16 protein-coding genes are annotated in these 21626 nt (G+C 46.1%); 12 read left to right on the top strand and 4 right to left on the bottom strand.

Annotated elements, in window-relative coordinates:
* Positions 1–128: 128 nt before the first annotated feature.
* Together QUB24_RS03120 and QUB24_RS03125 are read right to left on the bottom strand one after the other, a co-directional pair.
* On the bottom strand, positions 129–2471 hold the full coding sequence (locus tag QUB24_RS03120; protein WP_333150538.1) for a hypothetical protein: 2343 nt from the start codon (positions 2469–2471) through the stop codon (positions 129–131).
* Positions 2464–3990: an ATP-binding protein gene (locus tag QUB24_RS03125; protein WP_333150540.1), complete on the bottom strand. Its 1527-nt coding sequence runs from the start codon at positions 3988–3990 to the stop codon at positions 2464–2466. The genes QUB24_RS03120 and QUB24_RS03125 overlap by 8 nt, the downstream gene beginning before the upstream one ends.
* A 254-nt stretch (positions 3991–4244) precedes the next feature.
* On the opposite strand from QUB24_RS03125, the gene QUB24_RS03130 reads away from it, so the two are divergent.
* From QUB24_RS03130 to QUB24_RS03180, 11 genes are all read left to right on the top strand, one after another.
* Positions 4245–5015 (top strand): PD-(D/E)XK nuclease family protein, encoded by a 771-nt coding sequence (locus tag QUB24_RS03130; RefSeq protein WP_333150542.1) that lies wholly within the window; start codon positions 4245–4247, stop codon positions 5013–5015.
* A gap of 598 nt (positions 5016–5613) precedes the next feature.
* Complete coding sequence (locus QUB24_RS03135; RefSeq protein ID WP_333150544.1) at positions 5614–5871, top strand: hypothetical protein; 258 nt, start codon at positions 5614–5616, stop codon at positions 5869–5871.
* 469 nt (positions 5872–6340) lie between these two features.
* Positions 6341–6781: a plasmid mobilization protein gene (locus tag QUB24_RS03140; protein ID WP_333150545.1), complete on the top strand. Its 441-nt coding sequence runs from the start codon at positions 6341–6343 to the stop codon at positions 6779–6781.
* A gap of 76 nt (positions 6782–6857) precedes the next feature.
* Positions 6858–9185, top strand: a complete 2328-nt coding sequence (locus QUB24_RS03145) for a hypothetical protein (protein WP_333150549.1) — start codon at positions 6858–6860, stop codon at positions 9183–9185.
* A gap of 21 nt (positions 9186–9206) precedes the next feature.
* Complete coding sequence (locus QUB24_RS03150) at positions 9207–9917, top strand: hypothetical protein (protein ID WP_333150550.1); 711 nt, start codon at positions 9207–9209, stop codon at positions 9915–9917.
* Positions 9918–9939: 22 nt separating this feature from the next.
* On the top strand, positions 9940–13191 hold the full coding sequence (locus QUB24_RS03155; protein ID WP_333150552.1) for a hypothetical protein: 3252 nt from the start codon (positions 9940–9942) through the stop codon (positions 13189–13191).
* A 5-nt stretch (positions 13192–13196) separates the two neighbouring features.
* Entirely contained in the window at positions 13197–14204 is a 1008-nt protein-coding gene (locus tag QUB24_RS03160) for a hypothetical protein (RefSeq protein WP_333150554.1), read from the top strand.
* A 100-nt stretch (positions 14205–14304) separates the two neighbouring features.
* Positions 14305–15435, top strand: coding sequence for a hypothetical protein (locus QUB24_RS03165; RefSeq protein WP_333150556.1), 1131 nt, complete (start codon positions 14305–14307; stop codon positions 15433–15435).
* On the top strand, positions 15435–16175 hold the full coding sequence (locus tag QUB24_RS03170) for a hypothetical protein (protein WP_333150557.1): 741 nt from the start codon (positions 15435–15437) through the stop codon (positions 16173–16175). Before QUB24_RS03165 ends, QUB24_RS03170 begins: the two co-directional genes overlap by 1 nt.
* Before the next feature lie 14 nt (positions 16176–16189).
* Positions 16190–18199 carry a hypothetical protein gene (locus QUB24_RS03175; RefSeq protein WP_333150559.1) on the top strand — a complete coding sequence of 670 codons (2010 nt, stop codon included), beginning with the start codon at positions 16190–16192 and terminating at the stop codon, positions 18197–18199.
* Between the two features lie 126 nt (positions 18200–18325).
* Positions 18326–19099, top strand: coding sequence for a hypothetical protein (locus tag QUB24_RS03180; protein WP_333150561.1), 774 nt, complete (start codon positions 18326–18328; stop codon positions 19097–19099).
* 354 nt (positions 19100–19453) lie between these two features.
* On the opposite strand, the gene QUB24_RS03185 is transcribed toward QUB24_RS03180, so the two are convergent.
* Both QUB24_RS03185 and QUB24_RS03190 read right to left on the bottom strand, forming a co-directional pair.
* Positions 19454–19729: a lipase gene (locus QUB24_RS03185; RefSeq protein ID WP_333150563.1), complete on the bottom strand. Its 276-nt coding sequence runs from the start codon at positions 19727–19729 to the stop codon at positions 19454–19456.
* A gap of 152 nt (positions 19730–19881) precedes the next feature.
* Positions 19882–20205: a transcriptional regulator gene (locus QUB24_RS03190; protein WP_333150566.1), complete on the bottom strand. Its 324-nt coding sequence runs from the start codon at positions 20203–20205 to the stop codon at positions 19882–19884.
* Positions 20206–20972: 767 nt separating this feature from the next.
* On the opposite strand from QUB24_RS03190, the gene QUB24_RS03195 reads away from it, so the two are divergent.
* The gene (locus QUB24_RS03195; protein ID WP_333150568.1) at positions 20973–21305 is read left to right on the top strand and encodes a DNA primase; all 333 of its coding nucleotides are present in this window, start codon (positions 20973–20975) and stop codon (positions 21303–21305) included.
* Positions 21306–21626 lie beyond the last annotated feature (321 nt).

A 21626-nucleotide genomic window follows, 5' to 3' on the forward strand; every position in this document is an offset into this window, starting at 1 on the left:
ATTAGCCTACATTTAGTCCCCCCTGGCTGCTTGTACCGACACGAGACTGAAAAAACGGGTTGAAAAAGAAGGATAAGGCAATCGCCAGAGTGGATGTGATAACTGAGGATCGCATCGGGTTGACTGCATTACATCCCGTCCAAACATAGAAAATGCACTCTTCCTGATTCTTCACCCGCAACAATCGTCACTCCATCTGATGCCACAGCACAAGACTTTAATGGACTCTCCCCACGGAAACTGGCTATGTTCTTTCCCTGAACCAGATCCCAAACTTTCACAGTGCAGTCGTTCGACGCTGAGATGGCACGTTTTCCGTCTGGTGTTACTGCCACAGCCCAAACAATATCAGTATGACCGTGTAGAGTGAGCAGTTGTGTTCGGCTTTGAAGATCCCAAACTTTGAGGGTGCTATCGTGGGAAGCACAGATCGCATACTGCTCCTTTGCCATCAATGCAACTGCATTGATAGCACTATCATGGCTGTGCAGCGAGAGCAGTTGCGTTCCTTGTTGCAAATCCCATAATCTCAAGGTGCCGTCAAAAGAACTGGAGATAGCTCGCAAGCCATCTTGAGTCACAGTTACTCCACTCACTTGTTGAGTATGGCCGATCAGGGTGAGCAGTTTGGTTGTGTTGTGGAGATGCCACACTTCAAGCGCACCATCGCCCAAGCCACAAACAGCCCGCTGTCCATCTGGTGTCACTGCTACCGCCTCAACTGGCACGGCTGCTAATGCTGGTAGTAATACCGTATCCCCCGTTGGGGTAGTAAGTTGGATAGGAGGCGCAAAACTGCCTGCTATGGTGAGCAACTCTGCCCCAGTTTCTAAATCGCAGATTTTGAGAGTACCATCGTAGAAACCAGAGATAAACCTGCTTCCACTGGCCATTGCTGCGACGGCTTGGACACGGCTGCGATGCTTCAATGTAAGTAACTCTGTCCCAGTTTCTAAATCCCAGACTTTAAGCGTGCCATCTTGCGATCCGGAGATAGCCTGTTGCTTCTTCGGTATCACCACCACTGCGTTTACACTTGCGGTGTAGCTTTGTTGAGGAAGTTGCTCGAAACTGCTCTTGAGGTTCCACACCCTAAGAGTACCATCCGATGAACCGGAGATAGCACCTTGTCCATCCGGCGTTATCGCAATTGCCCGGGCTTGAGTATGGTTGCCTAGAGTCAGTGCTTCCGTCCTGCTTTGGAGATCCCAGATTTTGAGCTGGTCGCCTGAAGTGAAGAGAACACCTTGCCCTTTAGGCACTACTGCAACTGATTCAATACAACCCCCAGAGTTAGGTAAGGTAAATAGCTGTACCCCCCTCTTCAAATCCCAGACTTTTAGGTCATTTGAAGCTGAGATAGCACGTTGCCCGTCAGACAGCACCGCCACTTCACTTACCACGCTTGTGTGTTCGCAAAGAGTGAGTACCTCTTCCCCATCCTCTAGATTCCAAACTTGAAGGCTGGTAGCATTTGGAGCCGAGTGATTCGATGCAGTGAAAAGCTGTTTCCCGTCCAGCGTTACTGTTATTTTTTCAGTGACCGGGTACTTACGAATAGGAAAGATAACTTTTTTTCCGTCAGGCATTATTGCTGGGAATTCACTGGGTGGACTATCTGGAATGCAAAAGGTTTTAAGAACTTTTCCAGTTTCAAGATTCCATACTTTGCGAGTATAGTCTTGTGAGGTAGAAATAGCCAGTCGCCCGTCAGGTGTCACCGTCACTCCACTAACTCCCTGAGTGTGACCGTGCAAGGTAGATAGTTCTTTTCCACGCTTTAAGTCCCAGACTTTCAGAGTGCCATCCCATGAGCTTGAAACAGCGCATTGTCCATCTGGTGTTATCACTACTCCACTAACTCCGTCAGTGTGACCTTGAAGCGTGTGCAATTCTATACCACGCTGTAAATCCCAGACTTTCAGAGTGCCATCATCTGACGCTGAAACTGCTTGCAGCCCGTCTGGAAACACTGCCACTGCGTTGACCCCGCCAGTATGTCCTACCAGGGTACGCAGCAATGGCTCACTCGGTTGCGCTAGGCTGGGCGTTAGCGGACGGAACCAGGGGGCAGCTTTCCACTGTTTAGCTTGCTCCAGTATCACCTGGATCTCTGGTGCTTTGTATGAAAGCAAGCGACCTAGCAGTTGTTCTGCTAGTTGCGTTTTATCTTGCTCCAGGATGTGAGCCGACAACCGCAGCGCACTTTGAATTATTCTCAGATTGTCACCCTTGCTCTTAACCCACTCTCCAGAATTTAAGATGTCAGGAGTGAAAGCCAAGTCATAATCCTCAATCAGTGGTTGTGGCCCTAATTCAGAAATCTTAGCTTCAATGAAATCAAAATCTGTTAGCAGGATGTACAGCCGATCTACTTGGGAAGCCTGTGCCAGCAGCTTTGGTAGAGCCTTCAATTTATAAATTCTGCTGCCTTGCGGTAGTTGCTTTAAGCGTTCTGCTAACCTACCCATCGCCGTACAACTCCTGCCATTCACTATCTGGCATTAGGGTTTTTATGTCTTCAATTGTTATTCCTGCTGCCTTTACATCCTCGCGGTTTTCGAGAAACCGACGGTAGCTATCATGATAAAACCTGTAGAAGGTTTGCCCGTACATGATTGGGTTGTGTAAAAACTGTTTCCATCCCTTAAGTACGTATTGCACCTTAAATTCGGCCTCTTGTTCTCCCGTATACTTGATCATTTGAACAATGTCCCTATAAGGGATAGGTTCGGGATTTTCTGATAAGACGTAGACAATTCTGAACTTGGTGAGCGGTGGCGGGTCGGTGGTCATGCCCATGAGTCGCCAATGATCTTTGTAATAATTTTCTAGACCTTGGGGCAAGCTTTCGATAGTTGAGTCTTGGTAAATTCCATCCTCGATGTCCACCAGCACGCAGCGCAAATACATAAAGTTGTTTTCGCTCTTGTCGGCTAGTTGGGTAATGAAATCTTCGACTGTCAAGCTGTTAGCCTCAATCCACTGGCGCAGTCGCTCATGCTCATTAATGTGCTGCCGAATATAGGTTGTAACATCTTGTAAGCTACGGTCAGCATATTCCTTTGCCATCAGGTCAAACAGGTGCTTCGGCGTGTCCACCAAAAAGAGAAGATCGACCCCCCGCCGCCGTGAAATCACGAAGTAAACATTCTGGGGTAAGTAGCGGGGTAGGTATAGGATGTTGGCACTTTTGTCCTGGCTCTCCAAGTCAACCTCATCCAGCGCATCGACAACAATTACCAGTCGTTCTCCAGGCTTGAGTTGTTCGCTGACTTCAGACAGTAATTTTTCCAAGAAAGCCTTGTTTTGATTGGCATCGGGCGGCAACTCCGAATAGGGCAAGCGGTATTTGGCAATCAGTTGCGTGCAAACACTCTCTAGGAATTGGCTACTGCGATTGATACTTCCCAGGCGATCGTTGAAATGGGCTACGCATTCATGTCGCCGGACGTACTCGGCGAGTATTGTACTTTTACCCAAGCCGGGGTCGCCTTCGATGGTGAAATAACCATTGGGCTTGTTGCTCAGGAAATCTTCAATCTTATCGAAAACGTATTTACGACCTACGAAACCTTCTGTCTTAATGTCAATCAGCGATCGAAACTGTCTGTGCCAGTCCATTGCTGCCGCGATAAGAGCGATTGTACCAACGCTTGAATCATTAGACCTTTTTTTTTGAAGCCACTCAGGAAACTGTTTTTCCCACAACCACTTGAATGCTTGCTCCCAAGGGCTTTCACCTTTGCGGGGTTTACCTCGACCAGTTGGTTTTACAATAGGACAGCCATTTATAGACAGCACATCGCATACATCAGTCAAGTGATCTTGGAAAGTCTGTTCCTGATTGGCAATCTCCTCGTTTTTCCACAGATATTCTGCAAGTGGCTTACGCTTCTTATTCGCATTGTTTTCATCAAAACGACTTAAGAAAACATCTCGGTGCTTCCCAAAAAAACCGTAGCGGTTAGCCAGTTCCCCTAGAAACATAAGCTTTAATTGTTGTGAGTCATCCTGGGAGTCCATATCACACCGGCAATAGAGAGAGTATATTAAGTTCGTGCCAGCCATTTTAGCATAGCAATTCATTCTTCTAATTTCGACGGGAATTCGGTTTTGATAAAAAACTCTATTAAATTCTATTTGTTCTCTATTTTAAACTCATTTTATTGACAGGCTTTATTGATTAATCTAGATTCAGCAGTCAATCATCTACCAAAAAAGTAGATTTCACTTAAAAAAATATGAACGTACAACTTTCCCTTTTTCCCGAAGAATCAGGACAAGCTTTCTCAATTTCTTCCAATCAAAAACCTAAGACGACTCGCAAATCAACGTCTACCAAATTCCCCAAGGAAACCAAAACGACTCAACCCGCTGCTAAAAAACGTTCAAAACCTTATATCTGGGTGACTTGGCTTTCTGGCTTAATGGCTCAAGAAAAGCAGTGCCAGTTCACAGCATGGTCGTTGGCTAACTACCAGTTCCCCAAAATACCCAGTAATTTTGACTCCTCTGCCCATGACAAGATGGTAATCCAGCAGAAAATGCAACATCAAGCCCAAAAGTCTGCTGTCTATGTTGAGGATGACAATTCCTTCACAATTCACGGGAAGACTTGCGACATCGGTGGCAAGCCGGACATTGTAGTGAATGATTTTGGTCAGATCATCATAGAAGATTGTAAATCCGGCAAGCAGAAAATTGCACACAAGTATCAAGTGCTAATTTATATGCTGCTGTTTCCTCTCTCACCTAAAGGCAAACTTCTCTGCCAAGGTCAGACTCCCGCAGGGCGGCTCGTGTATCCCGATGAAATAGTAGAAATTCCTCCATTAGATGTTGACAGGAAATTCAAGGATTTCTTCCTCCAAACTGTTGCCATAATTAGTGGATCAACTCCCCCACCTCAAGCACCAAGCCACTGGGAATGTCGCTATTGCAACGTTCCAGCAGCCTATTGTGCAGCACGAATTGAGCTAGGTGCGGATACAGGCAAACACGACCTCTTTTAAGACTAGATAGTTGCGACCCTCTGCCTGCCCAGACAGTCGGAGGGTTTTTACCGTCGCGTTGCTGATTCAGGTACTAACCCCACTGATGTTACGACAAAGGCCAGGTTCTTCTAAGAAGTAATATCTGCCAGCAATAAGCGTAAATTGCATCCTTCACACAGGGTGCAACTTTTTGTGAGAAGGAACGCACCACGATAGTTAGTGAAAGCCACAAAAAGCTTTATATTTTTACCCTTCTATTTCCTCTTATTTTCTCTTATTTCCTAATATCTCCTGTTTGTCCCTCAAAAATCCTAAATTTTCCTCCAATTTTTACAAAATTTAATTAAGTTAAATAAACTGTCGCTGCTTTTTAATCGATTTTTTGTACTCCGACACCTCTTAAATCCTCCTAATTAGTGCGCTAGTCGCATAGCAAGCCATGTCAAATAGACGTAAGAGGGGGGTAAAAATGAGTAAATCGCCCAAATCGCCCACTTGTCAGAATTTGTGCAAAAGGCAACGACCTATCTTCGCTTCAGCATAAGTAGCTGACGAATACCTCTTCTCTGGCTACCGCCAGTCAGCAGAGCGATCGCTTACCCTTAAAATCGACTAAATGCCACAAAAACACTACGCGCCCCCTGAAATGGCGCATCCAACCAATACTACTGCCCCTGAACCGAATGCGATCGCCCTGCCTGACAATTGGGTGCAACCGGATTTTAACTTTGGGGATGCAGTGACAGACAATGAAGAATCTTATATCGTCATAGGTTTGGCAATGGACACACACTTGGACATTTGGAAATACTTGTGTCGCACCCCGAACAATACAGAGCGATTCTTCTGGGAATATCAACTCAGACTTGCTTAAACTCCCAGCACGAAATATTAAGACTTTGTTGAGCGACGGCGATCGCAAACTAAAAACCGTCCTCAACAACAAAGCACGCTTGGCTGTAAACCATGCTCAACAATGATGCAATTTACAGGCTTAAAACATCACAGTCAAAAGCTACAAGCAATCCAGACAGCATTATCCACCTCGAATCAGCCATCTGGATGATAAAAACTGCTCTAGTAGCTTCTCACTAATGCGACCTGTGACCGAACAAAACATAAACCGAAAGAAACAGGCTCATCTCCAACAGAATTGCTGACAATTGAATCAATGAAAGCAATGGATAAATCACCGCTCAAACCTTGCCATCAAGGTTCAGGAAATTCTAGGGAACCTCGGTTGCTGAGCATTAAATTAACTTAATGCCAACAACTGCTCTGACCTAATCCCTTGCTGTTCAACTTAGCCTTAATAAACCATTAGTTAGCCCTAGAGAATTGATGTGCTTACAACTGCAACTCTCCCCAAAAACCAACTTTCCAAACCGACTGGAAAAACTGAAGTCGTCCGAGTGCGTCTAACCACCTTTGAAAAGGCAGATTTAGTGAAACGTGCCGCAGAAGCAGGTGAAAAAAGCCTGTCTGACTACTTGCGTAAACGCGCTTTTAGCCTTGACCGCACAGTCCCCGCTATCAATGAAGGAACTTGTGCCCAACTGCGAATAATGAGCACGCACATTTGCCAAATGACCAAGGGTGTAGAGACAGCAGTAAAAGCAGGACAGTTACCCAAACAAAACCTAGAAGTTCTGCAAGAATTCAGCAGAATGCTAGGCGAGTATCACCAAGAACTAAGAGGGAAAATCAGAACAGAACTTTTGAGCGAAACCCGCGAACAAATACCCAATCAAACAATCGCGCAACTAGCCAATAGTCCTGTTTGACAATCTAAAGCACTGCTGAAAGTTCAATATCGAACCTAACGGTCGCATCTAATTTCCTCGTAGGAGGTGAGAAAAAATGGCTGCCAAACTCTCAACTAAGCCCAACTCCAAAAGACAATTTTCTGCCCCAAAGCGTACTTGGTCTGTCCTAACAGCCACAGATCCAAAACACGTCAAAAAACTGGAACACATTCAGGAAACCCTTGATGCTGCCATAGAAACAATCCAAGAAGAAGGTGGCATTGAGGACTGGGAAGATTTCAAAAACTTCGTTGAATCCTTCAACAAACGACCCGACAGAATCAATGAATCTGGCAATCACAAAGCTAGTGTCAGCATGGATTTAGTTACTGAAGGAAAAGGAGGTGAGGTGTCTGGCTTTGTTTTCTATTTAACTAAAGACCCCAGCCAGAGAACCAGCGGTGTCTATTTAGTTAAAAATTTGAAACAAGCTGACGTTGAAACCAAAGACAATAACAATTACTATACTCCCTCCCAAATTATGGACTTAATCGGGCTGGATGCCAGTGATGAATTAGAGGAGGACAGCATTTCCGAAGAATTTGATGAAGAACTAGATGATGAATTGGAGGATGATTTAAGCGATCTAGAAGAAGATGCAGACATTCCCAGCCAAAATACGCAAACTCGCAAATCATCGCAGTCTAAACGGCAGCTAGGAAAGTCAGTAGCTTCTAAAAATGCTACCAGCAGAACGCAAAGAAAGGAGGAAGAAGATAATATTGAAGAACTACTTTCTGATGATGATAATGCTCCTATCCCCAATGGTGTATTGGGCAAAATAGCTAAAAATCGCAGCGTTCAAAATCAGAATGATAACGGACAAATCAAGCAAAAAGTGGCTGAACAGCCCGAAGCAAAATATCCTTTACTCGACACCCTTGAAACTGTTCTAAAAGAAACCGATCGCCAAGGAGCAAGTGTCGCTTCTATGGGAAGCGAAATTAACGGATTAACCGTAAGTGGCTTAACCGTCCAAACTGCCTCTTTAATGGGTCTACTTGGAGCAAAGAGTATTGGGGAGCTAATTGATTACATTGAACGAGCGAGGGAAAAGGAACAGGCAGAAAAACTCGAAAAAATTCTCGAACAAATTGACTCATTAAACGATCGCGCCGACCGAGTTGCGACTCGTGCTAAACACGCTGATGTCATTTCCGGCATAGAGGCGATAGATACACGCACTGAAAAACTTGCTGAACGGGCTAAGCAGGTATTAGAACCGCCTGCTGCAACTGAACCAGAGGAATTGGAAACGAGCCAGCCTCAGAGAAGCGATCGCGACATTGAAGCCAAGCTCACTGAGAAAGTTAAAACCAACAATCCCGAAACCAAGGCTGCTCAAATTGGCGAAAAGATTGGCGAGCTAGAGAGCAAGCTCAACCCAAACTACCAGAAATCTAGACCTCTACAGCTCGATAAAAATACCAGCATCAGCGAACAGTTAGACCAAATCCAAGACTATTTAGGCAACCTCTCAAAGAGATTGGATCGCCTTGAAAGCATCGTTGACAAACTGGAACATAAAATGACCGTTCAAATGCCGGTTGAATCAGAATTTAATCCTAATTCACAAGGGCCAGAAACCCGTCAAAAAGTTCAGCCCGCAGTTACTGCACCTAACAGTATCGACAAGGAGGAAGGCGAACCAGAGGATCTTCTTAGCAAAATGGTAACTCAAACAAAAGTACAGCAGCAGCGAGAAGCTGTAGCAGATTGCTTGGTCAATTATGCTTTCGCTACGGGGCAGTCTCCCCAATCGGGAATTGCTTTTGATGGTGGCGGCAGCTTGTATGTAACTGGTGAAAATAACGAAGTTAAAGTTGCCGTCAAAGGCAGCGATAATACCGAAATTTTTGCCGGAACCAAGAATGGCGAACGCTGGAAATTTGAGCCGGATCGGGACAAGCTAACTCCAGAAGAAAGAGAAGCCATTTTCAAATTGCCTCAGTCGGAAGAAGAGTACAACAAACTAGCAACTGCCCAGGCTTTAGTTGAAAAGTTTCAGGACACCTTCCCCAAACGCTTTAGCGGGGAAAAAGATCCAGTGTTTCCTTGGAAAGAATCGCGTCGCGAAGACGGCACGACCGGGGCAGTCAAATACGAATTTGAAATCCTGGATCTGCCTGACGGGTCAAAACAACTGATCGGAACTAACCCCCGCCAAGGTGACGCACAAGTGTTCGATGCCGTTCTGGTCAAAGGAAAGCCGCCAGACGTTCGGCAGTGCCACATTGCTGTTGAAGAAATGGAGGCTGTAGTCGGCTCCCCAGAGCCGCAAAAAACCCAATCTAGAGATTCTCAAGCATCTAAAGACTACAACTATACCTCGCCAGAACGCAAAGAACGATCGCGAGAAGACAGCAACGAATTGCAAGCTTAAACCACTTTGAGGACAAATCCCATGCAAAACGATTACTTACACAACAACTACCGCTCTCATGGCGATCGCACCAGCGTTGCTAACCAAAGCATTATCCACAAACGCCGCAGCCATTTTAGCAAATTCATGCGTAAATTCAAACTCAATAACGCCGATTTAGCCTTCATTGCAATTTGCCTAATTGCAGCCATTTATCTAACTCTTGTCCAGCCCTTATTTGTCAGCGTATTTAGCTGTGCATCTCTGGTGTTCTTCGGACTATGGCAAATTACCCGCAGCATTCCCATCCTCGAAAAACTGCTGGGTAGCAAAATTCGCTTCTGGCACTTAGCCGTTGCTGTCATCACAGTAACAATGTTCCTGAATAACTTTCAGACCCCAGCCCAAGCCGTTTTTCTAAGCGGTCTCCAAGCGTTTATGACCAATCTAGCAACCGAAGCTGGAGCAGCAGGAGGAGGAACAGCCATTGACGAATCAACGATCGTTTTAATTTTCAATGCCATTCGAGGCGTATTTCTCTTGCTAGTAGCCGCCGCAGCTTTATTCGCTTACAACCAAGCGCAGCAAGGCAATGATTGGCGTCCAATTGTCACCCAAATTGCCCTCGCCTTCGGCATTGTGATTGCCATAGACGTAGTAACGTTCTTATTCGTCGGCGACGGCAGCGGTACTACAGCCGGCTTGGTTCCCAACCTGCCACCGCTGGGAGTAATTACAACTTTGACCTTTTAGAACTAAAAAAAAGGAGTCACCAATGGCTTTACGAGATCCAGAAAAAGACTTTATCAGAGTCAATAAAATCCTGGGCAAACAAGCAAGTATCGGGTTCATCCCTGCCAATCAAATTCTACCTTGGTGCTTCTTAACCGCCATTGCCTACACCTTAACAATGGGTCTATTTAGCCTGGGATTGGGTTGGTTCTTCACTGTCTCGCTTTGGCTGATTGTAAGCTGGTGGCTCCTCACAGGAAATCAACCCCACCTCTTTACTGACAAATTCCGCAAGCCCCCCGGAGATGAGTGGTGCAGCGGCGACAGCTTCTATATTTCTCCCATCTCTTCCCTGCGCCCTCCTAGCATCCAAGGCAAACCTTACGATTCACAAATCCGCATCAAATTGAAACCCAAAATTGTACCCAATCAATATGGGGGAAGGAGCAAATTTATGCCTTTCCAAAATGAAATTAACCTCTGTTGTTTGGTGGAAATTGAAAAAGATGGCAGACAAGTGTCTGGGATGCTTCTCAATAACGGGACTAGCTACCAACTGGTATTTGGATTCCGCCTCCGAGGACTTCACAACCTACTGTTTAGGAGCGAAGTATCGGCATTTGCAGCTTCTCTTGAAGAAGGAATGAAAGACATCCCACCCAGTGAAAAAATCACTTTCTGCACCGGTTGTTACAGTAGCGATGCTGATCGGCAAAAAGAATTAGAGCAACTAGCTGACACCGCTGAACTCCAACCCGTATCTGTACTGCTCAGAAATGAACAGCGCCGCCTCCAACAACAAACTAATCAAGGTACTAGACAAGTATGGGAGCAAATTGCTTTCTGTACTTGGACAGCCGATAACGAAGGCGAAACCATCTCCCGGGATTTCATTGGCAAAGCCATTGATGGAGTCAAAAAATTGTGCGATTCCATTGTGGAAACCATTGCAGGCAACACCAGAATTTACAGAGAGCAATTTTACACCAAGCTGCTTCTCAACTCTTTTGAACAAGGATTCCTCCGCTGGGAAATTCTCCTGAATACCAAAATGGGGCTAGAAATTAGTCCCATGAATTCATCAGAACTCTGGGAGTGGCTGTGGCTACGATTTAACAGCAGTAAACCACCGCAAATTCCACAAATTGTTAAACTTGAAGAAACCCATTCTGGCTATCAACTCATCGAAATTAAGACAACTGAAAAACACATTTGTACAGTTTTAATTGAAGGAACGAATGGCATATCCTCCTGCCCCGAACACCGCAAGACCAACAATCGCGTCTATCTCACCGGAAAGGGAAAAGAATGCGCTGTCCTGACAATGTATGACGCGCCCGCAGGCTGGATTAATACCCGCCAGCAATTGAAATGGATTTGGGAGGTGATGTCCTCAAGCTACGTCCGCGATACAGAAGCTTGGATAGAAATTAGCGCCGGAAATTCCCTTGTAATTAATGATAACTTAGCCCGACAAGCTAAAGGAGCAAAAGCCGCTAGTAGCAGAGCTATAACTAAAGGGCAAGGGCGCGATATTGGCGCTGAAATTAAACAGGAGGAATCTTTCGATGCCCAGCGAAGGCTTTACCAAGGAGCCGTACCCCTAAATGCAGCCGTTGCCTTTTTAGTGTACAGAAATACTGCCGAAGAATTGAGCCAAGCCTGCAACGTACTCTCTAATAGTTTTGGAACTGCGAAAGTCATCCGCGAGCGGAACGTTGCCTGGGATATTTGGTTGCAATGCCTACCGATTACTTGGAAATGGTTGCTACATAGCGGTTCATTTTTGAGCGAACGCCGCCTCACCCTCGACACTGAAACTGCCGCTGGAATTCTGCCACTAACAGTTCCCCGCGACTTGGATAAAAAAGGAGTTGAATTTATCACCCATCGAGGCGGAAAGCCAATTTTTATCGACTTGTTTTACAGCCAAATTAGTCGCGCTTTAATTACTGGCGAATCTGGTTCAGGCAAGAGCGTTTTGGGGTGGCGTTTTGCCATTGAAGCTCTGGCGAATAACATCCCTGTTGTCGGGATGGACATCAGCAGCGGGGGTAACAGTACCTTCAAAACCGCGATCGAACTTTTGGGCGACCAAGGCGCATATTACGACATCAGCCAAGGGTCTAGCAATTTAGTAGAACCGCCAGACCTTCGCAAGTTCGACAAAGCTGAAAGAGAACGGCGGATGGAATCTTGGAAAGAATTTATCCGCAAAGCTGTGGTGGCGATCGCCATGGGCAAAATTCACAACCCCCACCTAGCCCAGCGAGTAGATTCAATTATCCTACGAATGCTCGATATGTACCTCAGAGATCCAGAAATCATCGCTCGGTACAACAAAGCATTTGAAAAAGGTTGGCGATCGCCCGAATGGCAGCAAATACCAACTCTCCAAGACTTACTGAGGTTTTGCAGCAAAGAAAGGCTCAATCTTAAGTCCTTTGAAGAACTGGATAGACTAGCCATCAATCAAATCCTCAGCCAAGGAAATGCTTTGCTAACATCCCGCTTGGGAAAAGCCATCGGTCAGCCCAGCACGTTTTCGCCGGAACCTGCTGTTAAGTTCTTTGCCCTATCGGGACTGTCTAACGAACAAGATGCCTATTTAATGGCAATTAACGCCCATGCTGCTTGCATCCGCAACGCTCTTTCTCACCCCAAAAGCTTATTTATTGGAGATGAATTGAGCGTGCTGCTTAAAAAAGATGGTTTTGCATCAGTTGTCGGCGAACTTTGCGCCACTGGCAGAAAAGATGGCATAGCTGTCTTGCTATTAAGCCAAGATTTTGATGCTATCTGCGAATGTTCCGCAGGAGCACAAATTCTACAAAATATGGTCTACCGAATTACCGGCAGAATCACCAATTCTGGGGTAGCAGCCGCTCACAAATATTTAGGGTACGACCCGCAAATTATCAGTTCCAATGCCACAGAATCTTTTCTGCCCAGAGCTGCTGACCTTTACTCCTGCTGGCTAATTGAGAAAGGAGGAAGATTTTGGCGATCGCGATTCTACCCCGGAGAGATGATGTTGGCATCAATTGCTAACAACCAAAATGAAAAAGAAGCCCGCGATCGCATCATGGCTCAATATCCTCCTACTCTCAAAGGGCAGCTTCAAGGGCTAAAGCATTTCACCCAAGAATACATTGCAGCGGTGAAAGAAGGAAAAGGCTTCGACCGCATTGGTCAAAATTTAGAAATTGCCACCATAGCTGGCAATGCTCAGCCAAAAGTAGCATCCGACGTTCGCAGTAACAAGTCTCAAGTTTTTGCAAAAATCCCCAAATAACTGCCATGAAATATCAACTTCAATTAATGCAGCAACCTGCTACAAAACTAGCAGCAGTTTCCCTGTTAGCCAGTTGGGAATTAATCGTTCAAGTCAGGCCAAGTTTAGCTCAAACAACTCCTCCTTTCGTACCCGGTACACAAGAAGCGACTGTAAAAACTCCAGCCCCAAGCGTTTTCGTACCCGGTACACAAGAAGCGACTGTGAAATCTCCAGCCCAAAACATTTTCCTGCCAAGTACACAAGAAATGACCGTGAAACCTCCAACCCCAACTGCGGGAAGTTTCTTAGCACCCATTCAAGATGTTTTCAAACAAGTCAACGATTTTATCGGCGACATCCAAGGTTTCGTGCAAAACGAGCTATTTGGCTCCTTAAACGAACTCCTTTCCTCCTCTCTCGGAGCCATCCAAATTCCCGATCTGAGCCAAGTCAGCAGCCAAATTATTAAAGCTCCAACATCCCAGACAGAAGGAACAAAACTATCAGATTTACTCGAAACTAAATCGAGCAAATTAGACGGCAAAGGTTCATATAACATCATGTCTGACTTAGACGCTCAAGCTCAGCGCAGTGCCGCTATCGGCATAGCTGATGGAGCAACCCTCAGCAAAGAAGCTCAAAACAACAGCTTCCAAGTATTAGAAGCCACTCGCCAAGATACCGAACAAAACGTCCAATTGGGCGAAGAATCCCAGAGCCTCGACGTTACTCAACAAATTCTCCAAAACCTATCCCAACAGACCGCATTGAGCGCACAAGTCCAGATGCGAAATTTACAGGAAGCTCAGCAAGCTCGCACAGATCGAGCCATTAATAACGTGCTGCTATCGCAAGCTGCTAAGGAAATATCCGCGCTCAATACGGGAGAGCGCCGAGGCAGCACTGCGTCTGGAAACCAAGCCAGCTATCAGGCGGGAATGCTGATGCTCCCCGGCGGTGGCTATTTGGGAAAACCGAATGACAGCAGCACAACCCCGATTTCAACTAACAGATTTGTCGCTCCCAATTAATGCTTCAAGCAGTTAACTTAAATCCGCGATAATCTGCCTAGTTTGTGTACTGAATAACCGCCTTATCAAATACAAAATTGAAGTTTTTTCCGAGGTGAAAATGAAAGAGTTTTTAGCACAAATTACACCACCGACGAGTGGTGCAGAAGGATCATCCTTGGACATCGTTAGCGAGTCAATTAACCTGGCTAAGACTACCTCAGAATCTTGGGACAAAGTTTGGATTAGCACGATTGACCCGATCGCTTCTGGGCTATGGGTCGGTCTAGTATCCCTCGGCATCACCCTAGCAGCCATCAGCATCCTGTTCTTAACTCTAAGCAGCGGGAAAGACATTATCGAAAAGCAGTCATGGTCAGAACTGGCAGCACTGTTCGTCTGGCCGCTCGTCATCATGCTGTTCCTCGGCGCTAACGGCAAATTGCTAGCCAATACCGTCATTTTTACTAGAAGTTTTGCCTACAGACAAGTCCAGAGTGTCCTCGAAGCGCAACTAGGAGAAATGACATTTAGGGACGCGATCGCCAATGTCACTATCAGCAATATCGGCCGCCAACAACTAGAAAATCTCTACGGTGAATGCCGAAATAAAGTCGGACAAGAACTGGTAACCTGCTGGAATTCCAAGCAAGAAGCTGCTCAGAAAATCGTTAGCGAAGCTGAAAGGCAAGCCGCCGGTTCTGCCCCTCTCCAAGCGCTGCGGGCTTTTGGTGAAACACTGTGGAATAATAGCTTGCTCGGTGCTGCTCAAGATGCCACGACTTTCATAACTGACCCCGGTTCAGTGTTTCGAGAAAAAGCAATACCGCTCGTCCGATTCATTCTTTATAGCATCCAGTGGGCGTTTGTCAACATCCTTGAAGCAGCCCTTTTACTAACAGCACTCTTTTCCCCAATCGCCATGGGACTGTCGCTACTTCCCTTGCAGGGTAGACCTATTTGGGCTTGGGCAACTGGATTTCTGAGCTTATTTGGTGTCCAACTTGGATACAACATCGTTGTCGGGCTAGCAGCCACCGTGCTAGTCAATTCTGGAGCCGAATTAGCCAGCGATGTCGCCTTCCTCTTTTTCATCAGCATTTTCGCACCCGGCTTAGCCCTATTAATCGCCGGCGGCGGCGGAATTGCCCTATACAACGGCATTGCTAGCAATGCTAAACAACTCGTCGATGTTTTGAGCAACGCCATAGGAGCAGCCGCTAATTTGGCGATGAACAAAGGATTTAAGTAATGTCACACTTGCCGAAAGATTTTATGAAGCTACAAAGATTTTCACAGTCTGCATTGTTGCCAGAAGCTAAAAATCTGCTGGCATTGTGCTTCCTCATCCTAACTGGAGTAAATATCCTCGCCCTAATTCTGCACCTCTTCGTCGCGTACCGAATCAACTCGGTAGCTGCTATGAAGACAACGCAAGTCCAGCTAATCAACGGTCAAACTTACTACGTAGCAGAACGAGATCGGTTTTTTCGGTATCCCTCAGTCATCCAAAATTTTGTCAAAAATTGGGCCGAGTTAACCTTCAACTGGGACAATAAAATACCAGGAACTAACGATACAGATTCAGGGATTAAAGTCAATTCCAAACGAGTTCCTACCAGCACTTATTTTGCTTCGTTACTCCTAGAACCCAATTTTGGCAAAGCTTCTCTCCCTGACATCGCTGAACTCGTCCCCAATAAAGTTTTTACGGGTCAATTGCGAGCAACTGTCATCATTTCTTTTTTATCCGAACCCAGAGAAGTCCGTCCCGGCGAATGGGAGATTGACATGATTGCCACTCGGTTGCTTGTCGATCGCACGTCAGGAATCGATCAAAGAATTCCTTTCAATCGCACTTTCCGAATCAAAGCAGTAGAAATCCAAACCCCGCCGCTAGGTAGCCAAGCCTCAGCTTTTGAACAGAAAGTTTATGAGCTTCGCTCGGCGGGCTTAGAAATCACCAAAATTACCGAATTTAAACCCAAGTAATAGCAGGTAAAAACATGAACGAAAAAGAACTTCATAATGGGCGCGAATTTGATGGCGAACCCGATGAAATTGAAGAAAGTTCCTACAGTACGCCGCCTAGCAGCACAACTAGCCACCCTTTTAATGGCAACAACTCCTCTAATGGAGCCAATAACTTTTCCAACAGTTTTAATGGCAACAACTCCTCTAATGGAGCCAATAACTTTTCCAACAGTTCTAACGGTTTTCAGGCAGCTAACGCTCCTAATGGCGCTAGCTGCAATGGCAAAAAGTTGAGCCGTGAGGAGGAAAGAGAATTAGCCGGGCATGACGGAGAAAACGATGAATTATTGACCTCTGAATACAGAATTAAACAGGACAACGAAGGAGCAGAAACTCATCCTGTTTCTGAGAAGCCCGAAGTTCGGACGTTTTCAGTATTAATGGGTACTGGCGCAGTTCTCGGCATCTTGGGATTCTTTTGGTTTGTCTTCTTTGCTCCTAAACCCGTCCGCCAACAGGCAAAAACGACGAACCCTAAACCGGCGCAAGTTTTTGAAGACGAGTCAGGAGAACTAAAAAGCCGACTGGCATTTCAAGATCAGCAGCGGACGTTAGAAGTTCAGCCACCTGAACCTAAAAATCGACCGACCCCTGCTCCCAAACCGACACCTGCACCAAAACCAGCACCAGCCCCTAGAAGGTCTCAAACCCCGAGGCCGGTTCAAAACTTTAATCCGCCACCGCCAAGGATAGTACAGACCATTCCTCAGCCACAACCGCCTGCACCGCGCCCTTATCCTACGCCATTACCGCGCCCTGTCCCGCCGCCCGCACCGTTGGCACTTCGACCTGTGCCACCACCAGAAAAAGTAGACCCTTACGAGCGCTGGGCCCAATTAGCTTCTCTGGGGCAAAGCAGAGGTCAAGAAATTAAAGAGCTAAATGGTCAAGGTATTGCTGCCAGTTCGGCAACTTTTCCGATCGCACCGGGGATAACAGCGACAAGTTACCCTGCCGTGCGGTCAGTAATGCCAGTAACGACACCGCCCCCTAGCACAGTAGCAATTGCGCCAACAGCAGCACAGGCAACGCTTCCCAGCACAGTAGCAATTGCACCAACAGCAGCACAGGCAACAATTCCCAGCACAGTGGCAATTGCACCAGTCCCATTGCCCCAACAGCAATCAGTGCCGCCGATTTCTCAAAACCCGCAGCCAATGCTAGTCAGTTCGCCAAAAAGCCCACAATCGGCTGCACCAATGCAAGAGATACCAGCGATCGCCATTGGAGTTACTGACTCTGCTGCAAACGCCAATAGAATGACCCCTGGAGAAGCTGGAATCCTCAACCGCACGACGGCCGAAAACAGCACAACAATGAAAGAGATAGCCATCGGCTCATCTGCTCAAGCCAAGGTAATTGTGCCGATGATTTGGGACGAAGCAGGTCAAAGCCCGACAGCCGGAAGGTTTGCCGTCCAATTGACCGAGGACGTGATAGGAACTGACGGGGCGATCGCCTTACCATCTGGCACCGTCTTAATCACTCAAGTAGAAAATGTCACGCGCGGAAATCGACTGGTTTCTCAAAGCGTGGTGGCGCTTGTTTACCCCGATTCTGCTGGCCGCATCCAACAAGTACCCATTCCTCCCGGATACTTAATCGTTCGCGGAATCGATAACCAACCTCTCATTGCCGACAGTTTATTTGACAGAGGTTCTGAAATAGCCAAGGCTGATATTTTAGTGGGAATTCTCGGCAGCTTGGGGCGGGTAGGAGAAATAATCAATCGGCCAGCCCAAGAAACTTTCAGCCAGCAAAGCGGCTTTTTTGGCAGTACGGCTGTTAAAACCACAACCTCACCTAAACCTAACATCCTAGCCGCCGCTTTAGAGGGATTCTTTACACCTACTGCCCAACGGCTGCGAGAAAGATCGGATCGCGACGCGCAAGAACTTTTGAAGCGAGGCAATGTGGCGATCGTACCAGAAGGAACTCAAGTTTCGGTATTTGTCAATGCGTTTGTCACAGTGCAGAGATAACGGAGTTGACATCCTCCCCGCCCTAAAGGAACGGAGATTCCAAAAATCACTTCTTGGGCTTCCTCTTTCCACGACTCGGCTTACTCAGATGGGGCTTTATACAAAAATCTTGGAGGTAATATAACCGTGAAAAAACTAACTCGAAAAATTCGTCTGGCTTTACTTTCTCCTGCCTTAATAATTGCCACTGCATTCAGCAATGTCAATATTGGGCAAGCTCAAACATCGGCGCTAAAAATTGTAGGAAGAGATGCAGCAACAAATACAACTACCAACCTTCAAGTATGGTCTGGCCGTTCCAGCGTTATTGACTTTAGCCAGACTGGTGAAGTCATTATGTACATCCGGTTGGCAGATCCGTCCAGGGCTGTCTTTAACACTGATGCTGAATTAAAAACTAACCAAGCTAGAACCATATTTGTCCAACCGATTCAACCCTTACAATTTCCTGGCGCTACAACAGCAAACATTACTAACCTGTTCGTTAAAACTCGCTCTCCTGAAGGAATTGAACGCCTTTATACCTTTAATGTCGTTCACCGGGACGGGCAACCTACTAATAATGGCATTGCCATCTCTACGGTAGTGCCTGGGCAAGAGCCAAGCGTAACTTTAGCAGACAATCGAACGGCGGCGCTCAGCGACATCGAACGGGGATTAGACATTGCCATCCGAAGAGGTTACACGCCTCCCAATGACTCCGTTGTCTTTAAAGTTCGAGAGTTCATCGCTCTAGCTCGAAATGGCACAGCTATTGCTAAAGCTGCTGAGAAAAGTAATCTATCAATGTCTGTTGTTATTTCACTAGGGCAGCTAGGGTTGAGTCGCGAACCTTTGTATGAAATTCCAAAAACGCCATCTCCTTCGCTCCCTCCTTTAACTCGAACTCCAGGAAATTAAATCCGTTTGCTCAACCAGAAATTTCAACTTCGTATCAAGCAACAGTCCGGACAGTTTTTAGCTCACAGCCTGAAATCCTTGCTGGTATGCTCAACTCATCAATAAAGGGTTTCCTTATCAAAAACCTGCTAATTTTGTCACTTCAGGAGTTGTAGGACTTGACCTAAATATTTCCAATAATCTACATCGTTGGGTTGAGCTCCTACAATCAACCTACTGTTGCTACTGTTGCATGATTTTGAAGAACTGGTAGGTTATTTCTGCCTTGCTAGAGTAGAAACTTGGTTATTTTACTCTAAGTTTGACCTCAGTTCTTACTTTCCCATCTCAAATTTATCGGTCATTTTTTAGGAACTATTTCATTGAAGCTATAGCTATAGATAGGGGTTCAGCCACTTGTAAGTCTTCAATCAGATTATCAACCCACCCTTGATAAGAGATGTATGGCACCTTAAAAACAGGTCTTAACTCTTCCCAATCCTCCACTTGAAAAAGATAGGGCGCTAACTGTTCTAAGTACGAACGACTGAACTGAAATTCCATGTCGAGATTCCGAATCTTCGACAGTAATTTCTCTGAAATGGAAATTTTTTCAAAGATATCTAATTCTGAAATACCCTTAACTGCCATACTGTCTATTAACAAGACATAAAGCCTTTTGCGGGATGTTATATCCGGTAATAAATCAGCTTTAATACGCTGTAAAAATAAGTTGCGCTTCTGAATTTGTTCGGCAGTTAGCGTGCCATTGAAATATTGAATAAATGGATCTTTTTCTCTTGTTAAGATGCTTTCCGATATTTCTGCTGTCGTGCTTTTTTTTTACGAGTGATCGCCTCATAGGGATCTTCATCCCCTTCCGCATATTGCATCAACTCTGTCATAGACCAACCGATCGCATAGGCAAACTGGACTAACTTTTGCAATCTGGGATCGGCTTTGCCCTCGCTCCAGTTCACCAGGGTGTTGAATGAAACTCCTGTAATCCTTCCTAGTTCCCTAGAACTACCAACGCGCTCATCCTCCACCAACGCCTCTATTAACTGACCGAGACGTTTCTGGATTCCACTATCGAGCGCTAAATTTTCCTCTACTTTCGTTGACATTCCTGTTTTCTAATAGCTAAGGAGTTGCCGCAGGCATAATTGTATCGCCTGTATTATACCAGAATAACTCGTTTTACAGTCAATAGTATGATTCGCCTAACTTAATCTAAGCTCCAATCGCTAGCCTTAGACGGGATAATGATAGCCACTAATACTTTGACCCAAAACGTAACAATTCTTTACTTGATCAAAGTTATACTCGGCTATATGCTAGTTAAATGATAAATACTTTTATCAGACCCTCAAAAAATTTTGCCTCACCCTAATCCTAGTCGGAATCGCAAGTGAGGCTATTCTACCAGTGGAAGAGATACAGTTGTACAGAAAAACAACCTTAGAATCCCCATTCTGATTTTTTTCTGAACTAGACTCTTCCCAGACATTAAACACCGACGGCTGTTTGACAGCGATAGCCACCGGACCTACTGAAGTTGTCATCTGACGAGAGAGTTAACTGCCAGATCGGGCAGACTCTTGACTGTACTTCCATCGACCGGACTTAACCGACTCTTGATGGCGGTACATCACATCTATCGGCCGAATTGTTGGAGCCGACTCTTGATGATGGTACATCTCTGGCCGACTTGTTAGAGCCAGCTTTTGATGATGGTACATCTCTGGCCGACTTGTTAAAGCTGCCTTGATGGTTTTTCCATATTAAACCATTAGAAGCACTGAATCAATAGGTATGTCTTAGAATTTCTAGTATTTAAGACATTTGCTGCTCCAACATTCGGCTTCCTCTACCCTTTGGAATAGGAGCCAAAATGCACTACAACGACCTAAGCACCCGCCTGTACCAGGGCTTGTCGCGGATTCCTCAAGACTGGCAACTCTGCTTGCTCGACGGCAAGAAAGTCCCTCAAGGCACGGGCTGGCAGCAAAAGCCACTGACTCCCGCCCAAATGAAAGAAGCCGTAACCAACGGCTGGACGGTAGACAAAGCCGATGGCACTCAATACCGCTGCTACCCCAAAGGCTACGGACTGATCACCGGTACGCCAATTGCCGCCAACGGCGCTGCTTACGTAGTCATTAGGGCAATCAAAGACTGGCAAAAGCAAAAGAACTCAGAAACCGCGAAGACGGAGGAGAGTTGATAGCGATCGCTGACATTTACCCCCAGCCCTGCCACCGCCGCTACTGGGTGAGTGATCGCAACGGCCCCACAGAAGAGCGATTTACTTCGTAATGCGAGAAAACTTTGTAATTAGCAAACCCATCAACCTGACAAGCACGATGGACCGACCATAACAGGTGGAGACAGATCACCCCCATGTCTGGCAAGAAAATCTGCGATAATCAAAACCTTGAGGTTAATATAGACTCTAATAACCTTAGCAACAGCTCCTACGCGGAGCCAAAGCAATCGCAACGGTCACATAAGTCATCTACAGAACCCCGCCTCTGCCAAAGAAAAT

This window comes from Microcoleus sp. B9-D4 (assembly GCF_036705105.1).
In the GTDB taxonomy this organism is placed as follows: Bacteria; Cyanobacteriota; Cyanobacteriia; order Cyanobacteriales; family Microcoleaceae; genus Microcoleus.

Excerpts from the sequence above, each read along its gene's own strand:
- QUB24_RS03120 (WP_333150538.1), bottom strand. The coding sequence starts at position 2,471 with ATGGGTAGGTTAGCAGAACGCTTAAAGCAACTACCGCAAGGCAGCAGA.
- QUB24_RS03125 (WP_333150540.1), bottom strand. The coding sequence starts at position 3,990 with ATGTTTCTAGGGGAACTGGCTAACCGCTACGGTTTTTTTGGGAAGCAC.
- QUB24_RS03130 (WP_333150542.1), top strand. The coding sequence starts at position 4,245 with ATGAACGTACAACTTTCCCTTTTTCCCGAAGAATCAGGACAAGCTTTC.
- QUB24_RS03135 (WP_333150544.1), top strand. The coding sequence starts at position 5,614 with ATGCCACAAAAACACTACGCGCCCCCTGAAATGGCGCATCCAACCAAT.
- QUB24_RS03145 (WP_333150549.1), top strand. The coding sequence starts at position 6,858 with ATGGCTGCCAAACTCTCAACTAAGCCCAACTCCAAAAGACAATTTTCT.
- QUB24_RS03150 (WP_333150550.1), top strand. The coding sequence starts at position 9,207 with ATGCAAAACGATTACTTACACAACAACTACCGCTCTCATGGCGATCGC.
- QUB24_RS03155 (WP_333150552.1), top strand. The coding sequence starts at position 9,940 with ATGGCTTTACGAGATCCAGAAAAAGACTTTATCAGAGTCAATAAAATC.
- QUB24_RS03160 (WP_333150554.1), top strand. The coding sequence starts at position 13,197 with ATGAAATATCAACTTCAATTAATGCAGCAACCTGCTACAAAACTAGCA.
- QUB24_RS03165 (WP_333150556.1), top strand. The coding sequence starts at position 14,305 with ATGAAAGAGTTTTTAGCACAAATTACACCACCGACGAGTGGTGCAGAA.
- QUB24_RS03170 (WP_333150557.1), top strand. The coding sequence starts at position 15,435 with ATGTCACACTTGCCGAAAGATTTTATGAAGCTACAAAGATTTTCACAG.
- QUB24_RS03175 (WP_333150559.1), top strand. The coding sequence starts at position 16,190 with ATGAACGAAAAAGAACTTCATAATGGGCGCGAATTTGATGGCGAACCC.
- QUB24_RS03185 (WP_333150563.1), bottom strand. The coding sequence starts at position 19,729 with ATGGCAGTTAAGGGTATTTCAGAATTAGATATCTTTGAAAAAATTTCC.
- QUB24_RS03190 (WP_333150566.1), bottom strand. The coding sequence starts at position 20,205 with ATGTCAACGAAAGTAGAGGAAAATTTAGCGCTCGATAGTGGAATCCAG.
- QUB24_RS03195 (WP_333150568.1), top strand. The coding sequence starts at position 20,973 with ATGCACTACAACGACCTAAGCACCCGCCTGTACCAGGGCTTGTCGCGG.